Source organism: Pseudomonas sp. 22526, assembly GCF_052044735.1.
GTDB classification, from domain to species: Bacteria; Pseudomonadota; Gammaproteobacteria; order Pseudomonadales; family Pseudomonadaceae; genus Aquipseudomonas; species Aquipseudomonas piscium.
The window spans coordinates 105,409-123,963 of record NZ_JBQENK010000013.1 but is presented as its reverse complement, the minus strand read 5'-3'; the positions used below and the strand labels follow the sequence as shown (position 1 = coordinate 123,963).

General features: G+C 65.2%; 15 protein-coding genes and 2 riboswitches. Of the genes, 8 read left to right on the top strand and 7 right to left on the bottom strand.

The window, feature by feature from the left end:
* Positions 1-131 precede the first annotated feature (131 nt).
* Positions 132-1,694, bottom strand: coding sequence for a TerC family protein (locus tag ACTJKT_RS20305; protein WP_440788323.1), 1,563 nt, complete (start codon positions 1,692-1,694; stop codon positions 132-134).
* Positions 1,695-2,182: 488 nt separating this feature from the next.
* Entirely contained in the window at positions 2,183-3,064 is an 882-nt protein-coding gene (locus ACTJKT_RS20300) for a LysR family transcriptional regulator (RefSeq protein ID WP_440788322.1), read from the bottom strand.
* A gap of 103 nt (positions 3,065-3,167) precedes the next feature.
* On the opposite strand from ACTJKT_RS20300, the gene ACTJKT_RS20295 reads away from it, so the two are divergent.
* The 3 genes from ACTJKT_RS20295 to ACTJKT_RS20285 all read left to right on the top strand — a co-directional run bounded on the left by ACTJKT_RS20295 (position 3,168) and on the right by ACTJKT_RS20285 (position 7,153).
* Entirely contained in the window at positions 3,168-3,665 is a 498-nt protein-coding gene (locus tag ACTJKT_RS20295; RefSeq protein WP_440788321.1) for a GlcG/HbpS family heme-binding protein, read from the top strand.
* Entirely contained in the window at positions 3,662-5,200 is a 1,539-nt protein-coding gene (locus ACTJKT_RS20290) for an MFS transporter (RefSeq protein WP_440788320.1), read from the top strand. Before ACTJKT_RS20295 ends, ACTJKT_RS20290 begins: the two co-directional genes overlap by 4 nt.
* Positions 5,201-5,791: 591 nt before the next feature.
* A complete protein-coding gene (locus ACTJKT_RS20285) occupies positions 5,792-7,153 on the top strand; it encodes a Wzz/FepE/Etk N-terminal domain-containing protein (RefSeq protein WP_440788372.1) in 1,362 nt (453 codons plus the stop codon).
* 87 nt (positions 7,154-7,240) lie between these two features.
* Here the strand turns inward: ACTJKT_RS20285 and ACTJKT_RS20280 are convergent, their stop codons facing one another.
* Complete coding sequence (locus ACTJKT_RS20280) at positions 7,241-7,654, bottom strand: MerR family transcriptional regulator (protein WP_440788319.1); 414 nt, start codon at positions 7,652-7,654, stop codon at positions 7,241-7,243.
* A 78-nt stretch (positions 7,655-7,732) separates the two neighbouring features.
* Between ACTJKT_RS20280 and ACTJKT_RS20275 the strand changes: the two genes are divergently transcribed.
* Entirely contained in the window at positions 7,733-8,956 is a 1,224-nt protein-coding gene (locus ACTJKT_RS20275) for an NADH:flavin oxidoreductase/NADH oxidase family protein (protein WP_440788318.1), read from the top strand.
* A 99-nt stretch (positions 8,957-9,055) separates the two neighbouring features.
* Here ACTJKT_RS20275 and ACTJKT_RS20270 read toward each other — a convergent pair whose 3' ends face one another.
* The 4 genes from ACTJKT_RS20270 to cobW all read right to left on the bottom strand — a co-directional run bounded on the left by ACTJKT_RS20270 (position 9,056) and on the right by cobW (position 15,679).
* Positions 9,056-9,667, bottom strand: coding sequence for a vWA domain-containing protein (locus tag ACTJKT_RS20270; protein ID WP_440788317.1), 612 nt, complete (start codon positions 9,665-9,667; stop codon positions 9,056-9,058).
* A 53-nt stretch (positions 9,668-9,720) separates the two neighbouring features.
* Positions 9,721-10,728 carry an ATP-binding protein gene (locus tag ACTJKT_RS20265; protein ID WP_440788316.1) on the bottom strand — a complete coding sequence of 336 codons (1,008 nt, stop codon included), beginning with the start codon at positions 10,726-10,728 and terminating at the stop codon, positions 9,721-9,723.
* 106 nt (positions 10,729-10,834) lie between these two features.
* Positions 10,835-14,608, bottom strand: coding sequence for a cobaltochelatase subunit CobN (cobN, locus tag ACTJKT_RS20260; RefSeq protein ID WP_440788315.1), 3,774 nt, complete (start codon positions 14,606-14,608; stop codon positions 10,835-10,837).
* Positions 14,609-14,611: 3 nt separating this feature from the next.
* A complete protein-coding gene (gene cobW, locus ACTJKT_RS20255) occupies positions 14,612-15,679 on the bottom strand; it encodes a cobalamin biosynthesis protein CobW (RefSeq protein ID WP_440788314.1) in 1,068 nt (355 codons plus the stop codon).
* A 96-nt stretch (positions 15,680-15,775) separates the two neighbouring features.
* Positions 15,776-15,974, bottom strand: a riboswitch (cobalamin riboswitch).
* Between the two features lie 105 nt (positions 15,975-16,079).
* Positions 16,080-16,301, top strand: a riboswitch (cobalamin riboswitch).
* Between the two features lie 98 nt (positions 16,302-16,399).
* Here cobW and ACTJKT_RS20250 point away from each other — a divergent pair.
* The 4 genes from ACTJKT_RS20250 (at position 16,400) to cobM (ending at position 18,545) form a co-directional block, all read left to right on the top strand.
* Positions 16,400-16,588: a CbtB domain-containing protein gene (locus tag ACTJKT_RS20250; RefSeq protein ID WP_440788313.1), complete on the top strand. Its 189-nt coding sequence runs from the start codon at positions 16,400-16,402 to the stop codon at positions 16,586-16,588.
* An 11-nt stretch (positions 16,589-16,599) separates the two neighbouring features.
* Positions 16,600-17,307, top strand: coding sequence for a CbtA family protein (locus ACTJKT_RS20245; RefSeq protein ID WP_440788312.1), 708 nt, complete (start codon positions 16,600-16,602; stop codon positions 17,305-17,307).
* Positions 17,304-17,717 carry a cobalamin biosynthesis protein gene (locus ACTJKT_RS20240; protein ID WP_440788311.1) on the top strand — a complete coding sequence of 138 codons (414 nt, stop codon included), beginning with the start codon at positions 17,304-17,306 and terminating at the stop codon, positions 17,715-17,717. The genes ACTJKT_RS20245 and ACTJKT_RS20240 overlap by 4 nt, the downstream gene beginning before the upstream one ends.
* Positions 17,718-17,798: 81 nt before the next feature.
* Positions 17,799-18,545, top strand: a complete 747-nt coding sequence (gene cobM, locus ACTJKT_RS20235; protein WP_440788310.1) for a precorrin-4 C(11)-methyltransferase — start codon at positions 17,799-17,801, stop codon at positions 18,543-18,545.
* The last annotated feature ends 10 nt before the right edge of the window (positions 18,546-18,555 follow it).

Here is an 18,555-nt window from a genome sequence, read left to right as displayed (position 1 = left end):
CTTGCCCGCGATGGACTTGAGAGCGCTGCGTTTACCCAGTAAACACGCGTTACCGTTAACGACCATCGCGAGCAAGCTTCGCTCCTACACAGGCATCAGGGCGCCAGCCCGGCTGTTTCTGACCTCATGGATCAAGCAGCCTGCTCCTTGAACAGCAACACCCGGGTCACCCGCCGCTCTTCCACCGTCACCACCTGCAGCGTCCAGTCCTGCCATTGCAGTCGGTCGCCAATCACCGGCAAGCGGTCCAGCAGGCTCATCACCAGCCCGGCCAGGGTCTGGTAGTCCTCGGTCGGTTCGGCATTGAAGCCGGTGCGCTGGCGAATCTGCGTCAGGTTCAAGGCGCCGCTGACCATGAAGCCGCCCTGTTCTTCGACTATGTCCGGGCCTTCGATTTCGCTGGCGTCGGGCAGCTCGCCGGCGATGGACTCGAGGATGTCGGTCATGCTCAGCACGCCGACGAAATCGCCGAATTCGTTGATCACGAACGCGATGTGGGTCGAGGCCTTGCGCATCTGTTCCAGGGCGTTGAGGATCGAGAAGCTGTCCAGCAGGTTGATCGCCGTGCGCGCCAGGTGCTCCAGGTTCGGCTCGTTACCGGCCAGGTATTCCTTGAGCAGTTCCTTCTTGTGCACGAAGCCCAGCGGCTCTTCCACCGCGCCATCGCGAATCAGCGGCAGGCGCGAGTAGGACGAATGCATCAGCTTGTCGCGGATGGCTTCGGCATCGTCCGCCAGGTCGATGTAGTCGACGTCGGCGCGCACTGTCATCAAGGTACGAATCGGTCGCTCGGCCAGTTGCAGCACGCCGCTGATCATCACCCGCTCGCGGCGGTCGAACAGCTCGGCGCTCGGCGCTTGGCCATTGTCCAGCAGGTCGACGATCTCCTCGCCCACCTCCTCCACCGCCAACTGGCGACCGCCCAGCAGGCGCATCACCGCATGGGCCGTGCGCTCACGTATCGGCCGCAGGCCCTGCACGGACTTCTTGCGGCGGGCACGGGCGATCTGGTTGAACAGCTCGATCAGGATCGAGAAGCCGATGGCCGCGTACAGGTAGCCTTTCGGGATGTGGAAGCCCAGGCCTTCGGCGGTCAGGGCAAAACCGATCATCATCAAAAAGCCCAGGCACAGCATGATCACCGTCGGGTGGGCGTTGACGAAGCGGGTCAGCGGCTTGCTGGCGACGATCATCAGGGCGATGGAAATGATCACCGCGATCATCATCACCGCCAGTTCGTCGACCATGCCCACGGCAGTGATCACCGCGTCCAGGGAGAACACCGCGTCCAGCACCACGATCTGCGCCACGATCGGCCAGAACAAGGCGTAAGCGGCGTTGCCGGTGCGCTGGCTGACATGACCTTCCAGACGCTCATGCAACTCCATGGTGGCCTTGAACAACAGGAACACACCACCGAACAGCATGATCAAGTCACGGCCGGAGAAGCTCTTGCCGAATACCTCGAACAGCGGCGCGGTCAGGGTCACCAACCAGGAAATGCTCGCCAGCAGGCCCAGGCGCATGATCAGCGCCAGGGACAGGCCGATGATCCGCGCACGGTCACGCTGATGAGGCGGCAACTTGTCCGCGAGGATCGCGATAAATACCAGGTTGTCGATACCCAGCACCAGCTCCAACACGATCAGGGTCAACAGGCCAAGCCAGGCCGTGGGGTCCATTATCCATTCCATAAAGACGACTCTATCTCTCCAGTGAATTCAGACAGCCGGGCACGGCAAGGCAAGGCCACAAGGCCTTTGAACGGCGAACACAGGCCAGCGCCCAAGGGTTGCGAAAACCGACGGCGAGCAGCGAAAAACAGGAAGATCGGGGTAACGGTCGCGCCCTAAGGCTGACGGAAGGCGCCGCGAGGCGGATCGAACGGGGAAAGGCTGAGGCGTCCAGAGAGAGGGACGACTGGGAGGCTCCGAGAGGGTGTTCATGCAAGTCCTGTAAAGAAAAACGGACTTGAATCCTACAACCTCAAGGAAAATTTCCTATCGGGAAATCATTTCAAGATCTTAGCGGCGCCTGGGCCAGCGCTATCGCGAGCAAGCTTCGCTCCTACAGAAGCGCAGGGATGCACTGTCCTGTAGGAGCCAGGCTTGCCGGCGATAGGGGCAACTGGGTGTATCAGGCCAGACGCCATCGCTAAAGCCCGTCGAGTGCGTAGGGCTACTCAGGAATGCTCGCGGAATCCATACCTGACCTGCTCGATATACCGCGCCACCGCGGGCGCCTTCTCGAAACGACGGTGGATCAGCGACAGCCAGGACGACGCCGCGCTGCCCTGGATCGGCCGGTACAACACATTGGGCAGCCCCACGTGCCCGACCACCGATTCCGGCACCACGGCCACGCCCTGTCCCAGGGAGACCAGGGCCAGCACCGCCACCAGGCCACCGGGCTGCGACCCCAGTTTCGGCGCATAACCGCCTTCGGCGGCAACCTGCAAGGTGCCGCTGATCTGTTCCGGAAGAACGAAAGTCTCGTTGTACAGATGGGCCGGGGCGATCTCCGGCAAGCGCCCCAGCCAGGACTCGGCGGGCAGTGCCAGGACAAAACCTTCGGCATCCAGGCGGACGGCCTCCACTCCTTCAGGCAGGGTCATGGGCGAGCGGATGTAGCCGATGTCGAACCGTCCCTCGGCCACCAGCCCCGGCAACGCCGCCATCGGGCTTTCGCGCACGCTCAGGCTGACATCCGGGCAGTCCTGGCTGAAGCGCTGCACCTGCTTTTGCAGCAGCCCCGAATACACCGCCGAGGCCACGTAGCCCAACTCGATATGGCCGATCTCGCCGCGCCCGGCGCGCTGGGCGTTACGTTGCGCGAACTCGAATTGGCGCACCGTAGCCTCGGCCTCGCGCACCAGGGCCGCGCCGGCCTCGGTCAGGCTGACCTCGCGCTGCTGGCGCACGAACAGGCGGGTGCCCAGGGCCTGCTCCATGTCCTGGATCTGCCGGCTCAGGGTCGGCGGCGCGATGCCCAGCTGTTCGGCGGCGCGGGTGAAATTGCGTTGCCGGGCCACCGCCAGGAAATAGCGGAAATGACGGATTTCCATGAGTGTATTAGCTCAAAGGTAATGAAGTGCTCCAGCTCGCCTAACAGAGTGGACGAAAGCCCGGGATAAGCTGGCCAGACCTTCACAGTAGAGAGCCCAAGCCATGCACGTCAAACCTCTGTTTCTGGCCCTGATCACTTGCTGCAGCGTGCCCGCGACTTTCGCCGCCGAGAAAAACGTCGACGTTGCCCAGAAGGCAATCCTGAATTTCGCCACCGCCCAGCAACTGCTCAAGGCCGCCCAGGAAACCGCCTCGGCCAAGGGCTGGCCCTGCGCCGTGGCGATCGTCGACGACGGCGGCTGGCCGATACTCAGCGCGCGCATGGACGGGGCGCCGGTGGTGGCCGGCATTGAACTGGCCCAGGGCAAGGCACGCACTTCGGCGCTGTTCAAGCGCCCTTCCGGCGACCTGGAAAACGCGATCAACGGCGGGCGCCAGGCGGCCATCACTTCGGGCCTGCTGATGATGAAAGGCGCGCAACCGATCCGCGTCGACGGCCAGGTGATCGGCGCCATCGGCATCAGCGCCGACACCCCGGCCCACGACGATGAAATCGCCCAGGCCGCCCTGGCCGCGCTGGGTCAACGGGTGCTGCCATGAGGCCAGCCAGCCCGCGCCTGACCCTGCTTACCGCCTCTGGAGTGTGTTCGCTGATCGTGCTCGACACCAACATTGTCGCGGTGACCCTGCCGAGCATCGCCCGCGACCTGGGGGCCAACTTCGCCGATATCGAATGGGTGGTCAGCGCCTACATGCTGGCCTTCGCCGCCCTGCTGCTGCCGGCCGGCAGCCTGGCCGACCGCTTCGGGCGCAAGCGCACCCTGCTCTGCGGCCTCGGGCTGTTCATCCTCGCCTCCCTCGGCTGCGGCGCCGCGCCCAACGTGCTGTTGCTCGATATTGCCCGGGCGATCAAGGGCGTCGGCGCGGCCTTGCTGCTGACCTCGGCCCTGGCCACCATCGGCCACACCTTTCATGACGAGGTCGAACGGGCCAAGGCCTGGGCGTTCTGGGGAGCCTGCATGGGCGTGGCGATGACCGCCGCGCCAACCATCGGCGGCCTGATCACCGAGTTCATCGGCTGGCGCTGGATCTTCTACCTCAACCTGCCGGTGGGCGGGCTGCTGGTGCTGATGGTGTTGCGCGCGATACCGGAATCCCGCGACACCCAGGCCGCGCGCCTCGATCCCTGGGGCAGCCTGGCCTTCAGCGCCAGCCTGCTGTGCCTGATCTGGGGCCTGATCGAAGCCAATCGCATCGGCTGGAACCACTCGCTGACCTACACCCGGCTGTTGGCCGGCGTGGCCTTGCTCGGGCTGTTCGTGCTGATCGAGCGGATGCAGCACCGGCCGATGGTCGACCTGCAGCTGTTCCGCCATCCGCGCTTCATCGGTGCCCTGCTGGGGATGTTCGCCTACGCCGGCTGCGCCCAGGTGATGATGACCCTGCTGCCCTTCTACCTGCAGAACGGCCTGGGTTTCTCGGCCATCGCCTCGGGGCTGGGCATGCTGCCGTTTGCCCTGACCATGCTGATCTGCCCGCGCATCGGCGTGCGCCTGGCGACGCGTTATGCCCCGGCGACCCTGATGGCCGCCGGCCTGACCCTGGTCGGGTGCGGCAATCTGCTCGCGGCCTGGGCCGTGCAGGCTGGCGGCTACCTGAACTTCGCCCTGGCCATCGCGGTGACCGGCGCCGGCGCCGGCCTGCTCAACGGCGACACGCAGAAAAACATCATGGCCTGCGTGCCCCGCGACCGCGCCGGCATGGCCTCGGGCTTGAGCACCACCATGCGCTTCAGCGCCATCATGCTGGCCATCGGCGTGTTCGGCGCCCTGCTCGGCAGCCATACCCAGCAACGCTTGCAAGCCAGCCTGAACGAGAGCGCCGCGCCATGGCTCGACCAGGCCCAGGCCATCGCCTCACGGGTGGTGGCCGGTGACATGCCCGCGGCCCTGGCGCTGCTGCCCGACTCCGCGAAAGGGCTGGTCGAGCCGTTGGCCCGCCAGGCCTTCGTCGACGGCTTCGGCGTGGTGCTCTGGGTGGCCGGCCTCCTGGCATTGCTGGCGGCAGTGACGGTGGGCACGCTGATGCGCAATCCCATCCCGCAGCCGCGCCCCTTGACGCTGAGGGTGGAGTAAAGACTCATGGGGTTCGCCGCATCTTCTCAGGTCCAAGGTGCGGCAACTCTGTATCAGGCTGGTCATGACCTGCCCGGTCCCAATAAACCCTCAGGATGTTCTATAGCCCCGTTCTTTTGAGGACAACTGCCAGGCTATTAGATAAATACTCACAACTTGTAAGCCTACCCGCCCTCTTATGGGGCATCGATAAACTTCCATATGGGAAACAGGCCGCTTTGCTACCCGAACGGCAATAGATAAAGGCGAATATGAAGGTAGGGTTAAATTCATATATTTATCCTCCCGAGCATTCCTGTAATATTCGCCCACTTAACGTCTTCAGCATCGTCAATGGCAAAGTGCCTACAGGATTCAAGAGTTACGTTAAATCGGCGCTCGGCATCAAAACAGCCATTTCCGGGTTCGCCTCGGAAAGTGGCCTGCCAACTATCTCCCGCAAGAAAACAGCCCCTGTTTCATGGTTTTTTCTGGCAACGAGTGGCGTCCACCGGCAAGGAGCCTCATCACGGGGGCAGCTCGGCATGCATACACCGGCAGGAGTACGGCATGACGGGGTTAGGATTCACATGAATTAGAGGTGTGCTGATTTTGAATATTGTTCCCCGGCCTCAGATGAATGCTGACGCGGATGAAATTGACCTGTTTGCATTGTTCCAATCCGTCTGGCAGCAAAAGAAGCTGGTAATTGGCTGTGCCGTAGCGGTAACGCTGGCCGGTCTGGCTTATGCGATCTTGGCTCCCCGCGTATATGAGGTCAGCAGCGTGTTACGCCCTGCTGCACTGAATGAGCTCGATGCCCTCAATCGCTCGGAAGTCTACAAACTGCCACCCGCAGATGCCTTGTCCAAGGTCGGCGCAGCACTTGAGTCCTATGAAACACGACTGGAGTTCTTCCGCTCGCACCAGGATCTGTTCCAGGCCTTCAAGCGCCCGGGACAAACACTCGAACAAAGCTTCGAGGACTTCAACCGCGACTCGATCAATCTGATCCTGCCGGATCCGAAGGTAACCAACGCTCTGAGCAGTTACATCAAGCTGGAAATGCAATATCCCAAGGATATAAACGGGGTAGCGATCCTCAATGGTTTTGTCGAGTACGCCATCGATGCTGAACGTGAACGCATCGGCGCCGACCTCAAGGTCATCGTCAATAACCGGCTCAATGAACTCAAAGGCAAGATTGCCGCGGCACGCTCCAACTATGAAACCGACAAGGAATCGAAAATCGCGACCTTGCTCGAAAGCGACAATATTCGCCGTGCACAGCTCGAGGATGAACTCAAGGCATTACGCGGGCAGTTGAAAGAACGGCGTAAAGATCGTCTGGCTGAGCTGGCCGAAGCGATCTCCATCGCCAAATCGATGGGCATCCGCACTCCGACCACGCCATCCTCGATGTCTGACGCAACCCACGCTGGATCCGCCCAGGTCATGCGCACCGAGGTCAATACTCAGAAGATCCCGCTGTACTTCATGGGTTACGAAACCCTCGAGGCGGAACGCGCGGCCTTACAGAAACGTACCACTGACGATTTCACTGAGAAACGTATCGCCGAAATCGGTAAGGAGCTGCAGATGCTGCAGGTCAACCGCCAGGTGCAGGAACTGAACAAGCGCTCCAACGAAGACATTTTCCTGAAGGACGTCTTTCCGCTCAGGGCTGAAGTAGCTCGCCTGCGCAACCTGAACATCGATATGGACCGGCTGAAGCTGGTCACCATCGATCGCAAGGCCTTGCAACCGGTGAGCCCGATCAAGCCGAAGCCAGTTCTGGTCGTCATGCTGTCACTGGTATTGGGCCTGATGCTCGGTGTGGCAATCGCCCTGATCCGCCAGCTGATCCACTCGCACCGCAATCGCGCATCGCATCACGATGGCCTGCTAGCAACCCCAGTACTGCTGGACCAATCCGGCAAGGTTCGAGGCAAAGGCGATGACACGCCGCAGTAAGCCGTTCGGCCTGCCAATCTGAAACAGCCTTTGGGCGACCGCAACGGTCGCCCAAATTGTTTTCAGCGCCCGCAAAGGCAGACCGGCTCAGGACTTCCCACCCTTGATCGACGCCATAACCCGCTCGGCATTCTCGGAACAGTCCATGCCTTCCGGACGCTCGCGGATGCTGTCGATGATCTCCAGCAGTTGCGCCTTGCTCTGGGCCAGGTGCTGCTGCATTTCTTCGATCTGCCCGACCTTGCGCTCGAGGCTTTGCAGCAAGGCCTGATGGTCAATGTCACTCGACTCGCAGCCCGGCAGCAGTTGCTTGAGTTCGTCCAGGCTGAACCCGGCCTGCTGGGCGCACTGGATGATCTTCAGGGTCTGCAGGATCTGCGGTGGGTAACGGCGGTAGCCGTTGGCCTGGCGCTGGACCTGGGGCAGCAGGCCCTGGGCTTCGTAAAAACGGATGCGCGATGCCGCCAGTCCGCTGAGTTGTGCCAATTCGCCAATGTTCATTTTCAGCCTCGTAAACCCGCTTGACATTAAACTTAACTTTAAGCTTAGCCTCAGGCCTCCACTGATGAGGAGTCAAGCATGTCACCCTTTCAAGCCTTGAATTTGCCCAACGGCCAGACGATCGGCAATCGCATCGCCAAGGCAGCGATGGAGGAGAACCTCGCCGACCGCCAGCAGGCGCCCTCCGCGGCGTTGATCCGGCTCTACCAGGCCTGGGCCGAGGGTGAGGCCGGGCTGATCCTCACCGGCAACGTGATGATCGACCGCCGCGCGATGACCGGCCCCGGCGGCGTGGCCCTGGAGGACCAGCAGCACCTGGAGCAATTCCACCAGTGGGCCCGCGCCGGCCGCGCCAAGGGTGCGCAGTTCTGGATGCAGCTCAATCACCCCGGGCGCCAGACCATGGCCAATCTCGGCCAGCAGGCCCTGGCGCCATCGGCAGTGGCCCTGGACATGGGGCAGTTCTCGAAACTCTTCGCCGAACCCAAGCCCATGAGCGAAGAGGACATCGCCGAGGTCATCCAGCGCTTCGCCAACAGCGCCTGGCTGGCCGAACAGGCCGGCTTTACCGGGGTGCAGATCCACGCCGCCCACGGCTACCTGATCAGCCAGTTCCTCTCGCCATTGACCAACCGCCGCACCGACCAATGGGGCGGCTCGCTGGAGAACCGCGCGCGGATGCTGGTGGAGGTGGTCAAGGCCGTGCGTGAACGGGTTTCCGCGACCTTCTGCGTCTCGGTCAAGCTCAACTCCGCAGACTTCCAGCGCGGCGGCTTCGATGCCGGCGACGCGCGCCAGGTCATCGAGCTGCTCAACGCCCTGCCGGTGGACCTGCTGGAGCTGTCCGGGGGCAGCTACGAGTCCCCGGCCATGCAGGGCGAGGTGCGCGACGGCCGGACCCTGGCGCGCGAAGCCTACTTCATCGAAATGGCCAGCGGACTGGCGCCCGTGGCGCAGATGCCGGTGATGGTCACCGGCGGCATCCGCCGCCTGCCAGTGGTGCAGCAGGTGCTGGACAGCGGCATTGCGATGGCCGGCATCGCCACCGCCCTGGCCCTCGAACCGGCCTTGCCCCGGCTCTGGCGCAGCGGCCAGCAGAGCCACCCGCAACTGCCGCCGTTACGCTGGAAACGCAAGACCCTGGCCTCCCTGGCGACCATGGCCATCGTCCGCCTGCAGATGCATCGCCTGAGCCGCGGGCGCGCGCCCAAACCTCAAGTACGTCCCTGGCTGGCGCTGCTGCTCGACCAGTTGTACAGCGCCAGGCGCACGCGCCAGTACCGCCGGGCGATGGCCGAATAGATACCCGCCAAACCTGTAGGAGCGCAGCTTGCGCGCGATGCAGGCGCTGCGGTGGGTCAGGTAAAACGCCATCGCGGGCAAGCCTCGCTCCTACAGAAGCTAGGGCTGCGAAGGGTCGTCGATATGCTGGTATTGAGCATCCAGCTGCTGCGCCAGTTCGCGGGCGCGGCCGAGGCGGATCGGCCCGCGTTCGATATCGACCAGCAGGGTCGGGCACCCCAGGCGCGCCAGGGGCGGCAGGCTTTTCAGCCGGCCGTCGGTGAGCAGCAGCACCCGCTGCTGCTCGGCTGGGTAACGTTTTTGCCGGGAGACCAGCCACTGCCCCGCCTCGACCAGGGCCGCCAGTAACGGTGTGCCGCCACCCGCTCCCAGCCCATCGAGCCAGTCGCGCAGATCCTTCGAGGCCTTGAGCCCCTGCACCTGCCAGTTCGGCGCGCGGCCGCTGGCGGTCAGCAAGGCCAGGCGCGCGCGCTGTCGGTAGGCATCGTCGAACAGCTGGGCCAACAAACCCTTGGCATCGCTCAGCGCCTGATGGCGGCGGGTCGAGGCCGACGCATCGACTATCACCAGCCACAGTTCATGGGGCGAACGGCTGCGCAGGTGCCACAACAATTCGTCGCGCTGACGAGGCCGGCCGTTGAGCAAGGTGCCCGGCCAGTTGATCGAGCCATGGGCAGCTGCGCGGGCCCGGCCTTGCCTGCCCTTGTCCAACCGCCCGGCGCGGGGTTTGGCATTCGCCCCCGCGTCGGACCGGGGGCGAATGCCTAGGGCTTTTTTGGCCAGCTCGGCACTTCGCGTCGGGCGCCGGTGGCCAGCGCCTGGGCCGGCAGCTCGCCCCATTGGCCCTGGCCTTCGGCGGGGCTGGAGTGGGCCGGGGATGGTGCTTGAGATGGCTGCGGCTGATGGGCCGCGCTCGGCGGGTTGTCGCGACGGCGATGGCGCAGGGCGAATTCGGCCACTGCGTCTATGTCCTGCTCCTCGATGGCCCTGGCACCGCGCCAGGCCGCATGAGCACGGGCGGCACGCAGCCAGACCAGGTCCGCGCGCAGGCCGTCGACGCCGGCGGCGAAACAGCGCTCGGTGATTCGCTCCAGCGCTTGATCGTCCAGGGCAATCTCCGCCAGCAACAGCCGCGCCTGCTGGCAGCGCTGGCGCAGCGCCTCCTGCTCGGCGGCCCACTGCTGGCAGAAGCCCTGGGGATCGCTGTCGAAATCCAGGCGCCGGCGAATGATCTGCCCCCGCTCAGTGGGCGGCGTCTGGCCGCTCAGGGCGACATTCAGGCCAAAGCGGTCCAGCAGTTGCGGACGCAGCTCGCCCTCCTCCGGGTTCATGGTGCCGATCAGCACGAACCTGGCCGAATGCCGGTGGGAAATACCATCGCGCTCGATCAGGTTGGTGCCGCTGGCGGCCACGTCCAGCAGCAGGTCCACCAGATGGTCCGGCAGCAGGTTCACCTCGTCGACGTAGAGCACACCACCATCGGCCTTGGCCAGCACCCCCGGGGAAAACTGCGCCCGGCCTTCGCCCAGGGCCGCGTCCAGGTCCAGGGTGCCCACCAGGCGTTCCTCGGTCGCACCCAGGGGCAAGGTGACGAACTGCCCGCTCGCCAGCAGGTCCGCCAGGCCGCGGGCCAGGGTCGACTTGGCCATGCCCCGCGGCCCCTCGATCAACACCCCGCCGATTTTCGGGTCGATGGCCGTCAGGCACAGCGCCAGTTTCAGGTCATCGGCGCCGACCACGGCGGACAGCGGGAAATGTGGGGTATCGGTCATATCAGTTCTCGGTTCGGTCGAGTCAGGTATTGGCTGGGAGGCCCTCATCGCGGGCAAGCCTCGCTCCTACAGAANCCCGCGATCGAGGACGCAGTCCTCGCGCGCGTCAGCCATCTTCTTCTATATCCAGCAACAGGTTTTCCAGGGCCTCGCGGTACTCGCCGGGCTCCTGCCACATACCGCGCTGCTGGGCCTCGAGCAGGCGCTCGGTCATATCGCGCAACGCGTGGGGGTTGTGCTGCCGGATAAATTCGCGGGTCGCCGGGTCCAGCAGATAGGCGTCGGCCAGCAAGGCGTACTGGTGATCGTCGATCAGTTCGGTGGTGGCGTCGAAGGCGAACAGATTATCCAGGGTGGCGGCCATTTCAAAGGCGCCCTTGTAGCCGTGGCGCTTCACCCCTTCGATCCACTTCGGGTTGGCCGCGCGAGAGCGGACCACCCGGTTCAGCTCCTCCTTGAGGCTGCGGATTTTCGGCAGGTCCGGCTGGCTGTGGTCGCCATGGTAACTGGCGGCCTTGGTGCCACTGAGGCTTTCCACCGCCGCGAGCATGCCACCCTGGAACTGGTAGTAGTCGTTGGAATCCAGCAGGTCGTGTTCGCGGTTGTCCTGGTTCTGCAGCACCGCCTGCACCTGGCTCAGGCGCTGGGCGAACTGGCCGCGGGCCGCGGTGCCTTCGTCGGAGCCGCCATAGGCGTAGCCGCCCCAGTTCAGGTAGACCTCGGCCAGGTCCTCGCGACTCTGCCACAGGCGACCGTCGATAGCCCCCTGCACGCCCGCACCATAGGCCCCGGGCTTGGCGCCGAAGATCCGCCAGCCGGCCTGGCGCTGCGCGGCCTCGGCATCCAGGCCGGACTGCAGCAGCGCTTCGCGCTCGGCGCGAACCTTGGCCGCCAGCGGGTTGAGGTCGTCCGGCTCGTCCAGCGCGGCCACCGCCTGCACGGCGGCGTCGAACAGGCGGATCAGGTTGGCGAAGGCATCGCGGAAGAACCCGGACACCCGCAGGGTCACGTCCACCCGCGGGCGGTCCAGCAGGCTCAGCGGCAGGATCTCGAAGTCGTCGACCCGCTGGCTGCCGGTGGCCCACACCGGACGCACGCCCATCAGCGCCATGGCCTGGGCGATATCGTCGCCGCCGGTGCGCATGCTCGCCGTGCCCCACACCGACAGGCCGAGCTGACGCAGGTGGTCACCATGGTCCTGCAAGTGCCGTTCGAGGATCAGGTTGGCCGACTGGAAACCGATGCGCCAGGCGGTGGTGGTCGGCAGGTTGCGCACGTCCACCGAGTAGAAATTGCGCCCGGTGGGCAGCACATCCAGGCGTCCGCGGCTCGGTGCGCCGCTGGGCCCAGCCGGCACGAAACGTCCGCCCAGGGCATCCAGCAAACCGCCCATCTCTGCCGGGCCGCAGGCATCCAGGCGCGGCGCCACCACCTCGCGCAGGCTCTCGATGATCGCCTTGACCTCGCTCCAGCCGGGCTCGTTCAGTTGCGCGACTTCACCCGACAACGCGGCTTCGATCAACTGCCCGGCGAACAACTCCAGGCGTTCGCGGGTATCGCCGGCGGTGCGCCACAGCTGCCCGCTGATGTCCTGCAAGACCTGCGGCCGGCGGCCGCTCCAGGGTTCGGCCAGGGCGCAATCCAGCGGATCGAAACCCAGCTCGAAGGCCTTGGCCAGGGCCCGCAACAGGCTCGACTGCGCGCCCCGACCATCGCCACGGGGAATCCGCAGCAGGGCCAGCAAGGTATCGATGCGCAGGCGGCCCACGGGCGACTCGCCGAACACATGCAGGCCGTCGCGGATCTGCGACTCCTTCAGGTCGCACAGGTAGGTATCCAGCCGTGGCAGCCAGAGCGCGGCGTCGGCCTCGCTGTCAAGCTGCCCGTCCAGCTGCAGTTCGCGGTCGATCCGGGTCACCCGCACCAGCTTGAGAATGTCCTTCTGCAACTCGCGGGCACGGCGCGGGTCGAGCAGTTGCGCTTCGTAGTACTCGTCGGCCAGCAGTTCCAGGTCGCGCAACGGGCCGTAGGTTTCGGCGCGGGTCAGCGGCGGCATCAGGTGGTCGATGATCACCGCCTGGGTCCGGCGCTTGGCCTGGGCGCCCTCGCCCGGGTCGTTGACGATGAAGGGATAGATGTTCGGCAGCGGCCCCAGCAGCAGGTCCGGCCAGCAGTTTTCGGACAGGCCGACGCCCTTGCCCGGCAGCCATTCCAGGTTGCCGTGCTTGCCGACATGGATCAGCCCATGGGCGCCGTAGGTCCGGCGCAGCCAGAAATAGAACGCCAGGTAAGCGTGGGGCGGCACCAGGTCCGGGTCGTGATAGACCGCGCTCGGGTCGACCTGATAACCGCGCGCCGGCTGGATGCCGACGAAGGTCAGGCCAAAACGCAGGCCAGCGATCATCAGCCGCCCGCTGCGGAACATCGGGTCGTTTTCCGGCCCGCCCCAGCGTTCGAGCACCGCCCGGCGGTTGGCTTCGGGCAGCGCGTCGAACATGGCCTGGTACTCGTCCAGCGCCAGGCTTTGCTGGCACGGGCGCAGGTCGAGGCTGTCCAGATCGTTGCTGACCCCGCCGAGCAATTGCTGGATCAGCGCCGTCCCGCTGTCCGGCAGCTCGGCCGGCAGTGGGTAACCCTCGGTCTGCAGGGCACGCAGGATATTCAGCGCCGCCGCCGGCGTGTCCAGGCCCACGCCGTTGCCGATGCGGCCATCGCGGGTCGGGTAGTTGGCGAGGATCAGGGCGATGCGTTTTTCGCCATTGGGCAGCCGGGCCAGATCGATCCAGCGCCGCGCCAGTTCGGCGACAAAATCCATGCGCTCGGGGGCCGAGCGGTAGCAGACCACGTCCGACTGGCTGCGCTCGCTGCGCCAGGCCAGGTCCTTGAAGCTGATGGGCCGGCTGATGATGCGCCCGTCCAGTTCCGGCAAGGCGATGTGCATCGCCAGGTCCCGCGGGCCCAGGCCCTGCTCGCTGGCGCGCCAGCCGGGTTCGTTGTCCTGGGCGCAGATGGCCTGGATCACCGGGATATCGCGGCGGAACGGCCGCAGGTGCGGCGCCTCCGGGCTGGACTGGGCAAAACCGGTGGTGTTGAGGATCACTCCCGCCCGCACTTCATCCAGCAGGTCCTCGACCAGCGCCAGGCAACCGGGCTCCTTCAGGCTGGCCAGGGCGATCGGCAGCGGGTTCAGGCCCGCCGCCTGCAAGCGCCGGCAGAACTCATCGATAAAGGCGGTGTTGGCCGCCTGCAAATGCGAGCGGTAGAACAGCAGCGCCGCCACAGGCTGGCCGGCCCGCCAGTCGGCTTGCCAATCGCCGAGGGCGGCGCTGCTTTTGTTCGGGTGATAGATCGCCGTGCGCGGCAGGGTCTGCGGCTCGGACCAGTAGTAGTCGCGCCCCAGCCAGCCGCTGGCCAGGCAGCGGTACAGGTTCAGCGCATTGCCCATGCCGCCCTGGCGCAGGAAGTGCCAGAGGCGATCGCGGTCGGCGGCGGGCACCGTGCTCAGGTCGCTCAGTTCCGGGTCCGGCCGATCGTCGCCCGGCACCAGGATCAGCTGCACGCCGCGTTGCGCCAACTGCACCAGTTGCTCGATGCCATACCGCCAATAGGCGATGCCACCGTGCAGGGAAATCAGGATCACCTTGGCGTGGCGCAGCACCTGGTCGACATACAGGTCGACCGAGGCGTGGTTCTGCACCTGCATCGGGTTGGCCAGGCGAAAGCTCGGGTAGTCCTCTGGCAGTTGCTGCGCCGCTTCGGCCAGCAGCGCCAGACTGGAGTCGCCGCTGCACAGGATCACCAGCTCGGCGGGGGTTTGTCCAAGGTCGGCAATGTTGTCATCCGACACGAAACCGCCGGGCTGGGTCCTGAGCAGGTGCATGGCTTACACGCTGAGGGCGGCGCGCAATTGCGCTTCGAGCAGGGTAGCGTCCAGTTCCTGGCCGATCAGCACCAGGCGCGTGGTGCGGGCTTCGTCGGCGCTCCACTGGCGGTCGAAGTGCTTGTCGAAGCGGGTACCCACGCCCTGGATCAACAGGCGCATCGGCTTGTTGGGGATCGCCGCGAAACCCTTGACCCGCAGGATGCCGTGCTGCACCACCAGTTGGGTCAGGGCGTCCAGCAGCAGGCTTTCGTCGGCCTGTGGCAGTTCGATGGAGATGGAATCGAAGGCGTCGTGATCGTGGTCATCGTGGTCGTCACCATCATGGTGGTGATCGTGATGGCTGTGGCGGCCGTCGATGTGCTCTTCCGAACCCTTGCCCAGGCCCAGCAGCACGTCCAACGGCAGGCGACCGCTGCTGGCTTCGATGACTTTCACCGCCGGCGGCAGTTCCTCGGCGACTTCCAGGCGTACCTTGGCCAGGTCTTCCGGGCTGATCAGGTCGGCCTTGTTGAGGATCACCAGGTCGGCGCTGGACAGCTGGTCGGCGAACAGCTCATGCAGCGGCGACTCATGGTCGAGGTTCGGGTCGAGCTTGCGCTGGGCGTCCACCTGATCCGGGAAGGCGGCGAAGGTGCCAGCGGCCACGGCCGGGCTGTCGACCACAGTGATCACCGCGTCGACGGTGCAGGCGCTGCGGATTTCCGGCCACTGGAACGCCTGGACCAGGGGTTTTGGCAGGGCCAGGCCGGAGGTTTCGATGAGGATATGGTCGAGGTCGTCGCGACGGGCCACCAGCTCGCGCATCACCGGGAAGAACTCTTCCTGCACGGTGCAGCACAGGCAGCCGTTGGCCAGTTCGTAGACGCGGCCGCTGGCCTCTTCCTCGGTGCAACCGATGGCGCACTGCTTGAGGATCTCGCCGTCGATGCCCAGTTCGCCGAACTCGTTGACGATCACCGCGATGCGGCGGCCCTGGGCGTTGTCCAGCATATGCCGCAGCAAGGTGGTTTTGCCCGAGCCGAGGAAGCCGGTAACGATGGTGACGGGAAGTTTGGCCAGTGTTTTCATCGGATGCCCTTTGGCAAGGTGGCGGGCATACGGGACGAGAACCGCGCAGGCAGGTGCACGGAAGAGTTCGCCACCGGATCACCCCGCCCGGTTGTAGTGAGAATCTGGTCCGAGGCAGGTCTCCTGGCTGACGGCGCGCCGGTCGTTGGACTGGCGAACGATGCGCCTTCCCGCCGCCTGGCAGTGGCCTTGCATCGTTCATCACCGTTTACAGTTGCGGGGGCAGCCGCGGCTTGGACCGCGTTCCCTTCTTAGCTTCGGCAGACGCCGAAGAACCTCGAGAGCGCAAGGCTACGCAGTGCTTGGGGGGCGGTCAATGTCCGTGCAGCGCGAAGCTCCGCGAATCGCGCTCGAAAACGAGAACCCCTGCCAATTGACGCCCCTCCCTCGCCCATGCTCTCCTACACGCCTTGTTACGGGTGCCCTTCACAGGGTGAAACGGGAAACCGGTGCGTCACAGGCCAAAAGCCTTGATCAGTCCGGTGCTGCCCCCGCAACGGTAAGCGAGCGAAGAATCAGATCCACTGTGCCAGCAGTCCGGCATGGGAAGGCGATTCTTGCAGGCGTGGCGCAAGCCCCGCCCCTCGCGAGCCCGGAGACCGGCCCGCTGCACAGTCATAACAAACCCGCGGTGGGCGGGCGCTGTTAATTCCCCGCGAGCCCGTCTCGCGGGGTTTTGCTGCGCTCGATTCACCCGCTGACACACCAGAGGGAAGCGCCATGTCGATCATCAGCAGCACCAGCCACTCCAGCAGCACCACCGCCACCCTGAGCCAACGCCTGGTCGCCGCCATCGGCGCCTCGGTCCTCGGTGCGTGCCTGGTGTATTTCGCCGGTTTCTCCCATATCGAAGCGGTGCACAACGCCGCCCACGATACCCGTCACAGCGCCGCCTTCCCTTGCCACTGAGACCTGCCGAGATGATCAAGCGTATCGCGCAAACCGCGGGTTTCACCGGGTTGCTGGCGGCCCTGTTGCTGACCCTGCTGCAAAGCTTCTGGGTCGCGCCACTGATCCTGGAGGCGGAAACCTACGAGAAAGCCCCGGCCGCCCAGCATGAAGCAGTGCATGAGCATGCCGCCGGCACCGCCGCCCACAGCCACGACGCCGAAGCCTGGGAGCCGGAAGACGGCTGGCAGCGCGTGCTGTCCACCACCGGCGGCAACCTGGTGGTCGCCGTGGGGTTCGCCCTGATGCTCGCCGGCCTCTACACCCTGCGTGCGCCGAACCGTACTTCCCAGGGCCTGCTCTGGGGCCTGGCCGGTTATGCCACCTTCTGCCTGGCGCCGACCCTCGGCCTGCCGCCCGAACTGCCGGGCACCGCCGCCGCGGACCTGGGGCAACGGCAGATCTGGTGGGTCGGCACCGCCGCTTCCACCGCGGTCGGCATTGCCCTGATCGTCTTCGCTCGCCACTGGCTGCTGAAAGTGCTGGGCGTGGCCATCCTCGCCGTGCCGCACATCATCGGCGCGCCACAGCCGGAAGTGCATTCGATGCTCGCGCCGCAAGCACTGGAAGCGCAGTTCAAGATCGCTTCGCAGCTGACCAACGCCGCGTTCTGGCTGGCCCTGGGCCTGATCAGCGCCTGGCTGTTCCGCCGCAAGAGCGACGATCAGTACTCGGCATGACGGCAGCCAGCACAGCGCCGACCCTGGTGGTCGGCCTGGGCTGCCAGCGGGGCTGCCCGGCGGAAACCCTGCGCGCCCTGCTCGACCAGACCCTGAGCGCCCACCGCATCGACCTCGGGCAGATCAAGGCGTTGGCCAGCATCGACCTGAAACACGAGGAACCCGGACTGCTGGCCCTGGCCGCGCAATTGGGCCTGCCCCTGACCTGTTTCAGCAGCCGCCAGTTGACGCCTTATGTGCTGCAACTCAGCCATCGCTCGCAGATCGCCTACGAGCACTCCGGCTGCTACGGGGTCGCCGAAAGTGCCGCCCTGGCCCTGGCCGAACACCTGGCCCAAGGCCCGGCAAAGCTGCTTGTCCTGCGGCAGAAAAACGCCCAGGCAACCCTCGCCTTGGCCTGCTGCGGGTAAATCTTCGATAATCCCCGCCACTGATCATGAGCAATCTTCATCTGTGAGGTTGCCTCGCCCCTTTTTTCACAGGAGAACGCCATGACCGTCTTTTTTATCGGCGCAGGTCCCGGCGACCCGGAACTGATCACCGTCAAGGGCCAGCGGCTGATCCACAGCTGCCCGGTCATCATCTATGCCGGCTCCCTGGTGCCCGAAGCGGTGCTGCAGGGCCATAGCGCCGAACAGCTGGTCAACAGCGCCGAACTGCACCTGGAACAGATCATCGAGCTGATCAAGGGTGCCCATGCCAAAGGCCAGGACGTGGCCCGGGTACACTCCGGTGATCCGAGCCTGTACGGCGCCATCGGCGAGCAGATTCGCTGCCTGCGCGAGCTGGGCATTCCCTTCGAGATCATCCCCGGCGTGACCGCCACCGCAGCCTGCGCGGCCTTGCTGGGGGCCGAGCTGACCCTGCCGGACGTCGCCCAGAGCCTGATCCTGACCCGTTATGCCGACAAGACCTCGATGCCCGCCGGCGAAGAGTTCGCCAGCCTGGCCGCCCATGGCACCACCATGGCGATTCACCTGGGGGTCAACCATCTGCAGAAGATTGTCGCCGAGCTGTTGCCCCACTACGGCGCCGACTGCCCGATCGCCGTGGTGCACCGGGCGACCTGGCCGGATCAGGACTGGGTTCTGGGCACGCTGGCGGACATTGCCGAAAAGGTCCAGGCCAAGGGGTTTCGGCGCACGGCGTTGATTCTGGTGGGCCGGGTGCTGGCCACGGACAGTTTCAGCGAATCGTCGTTGTATCGCGCGGGGCATGCGCATTTATATCGGCCTTGAGGCCTTATCG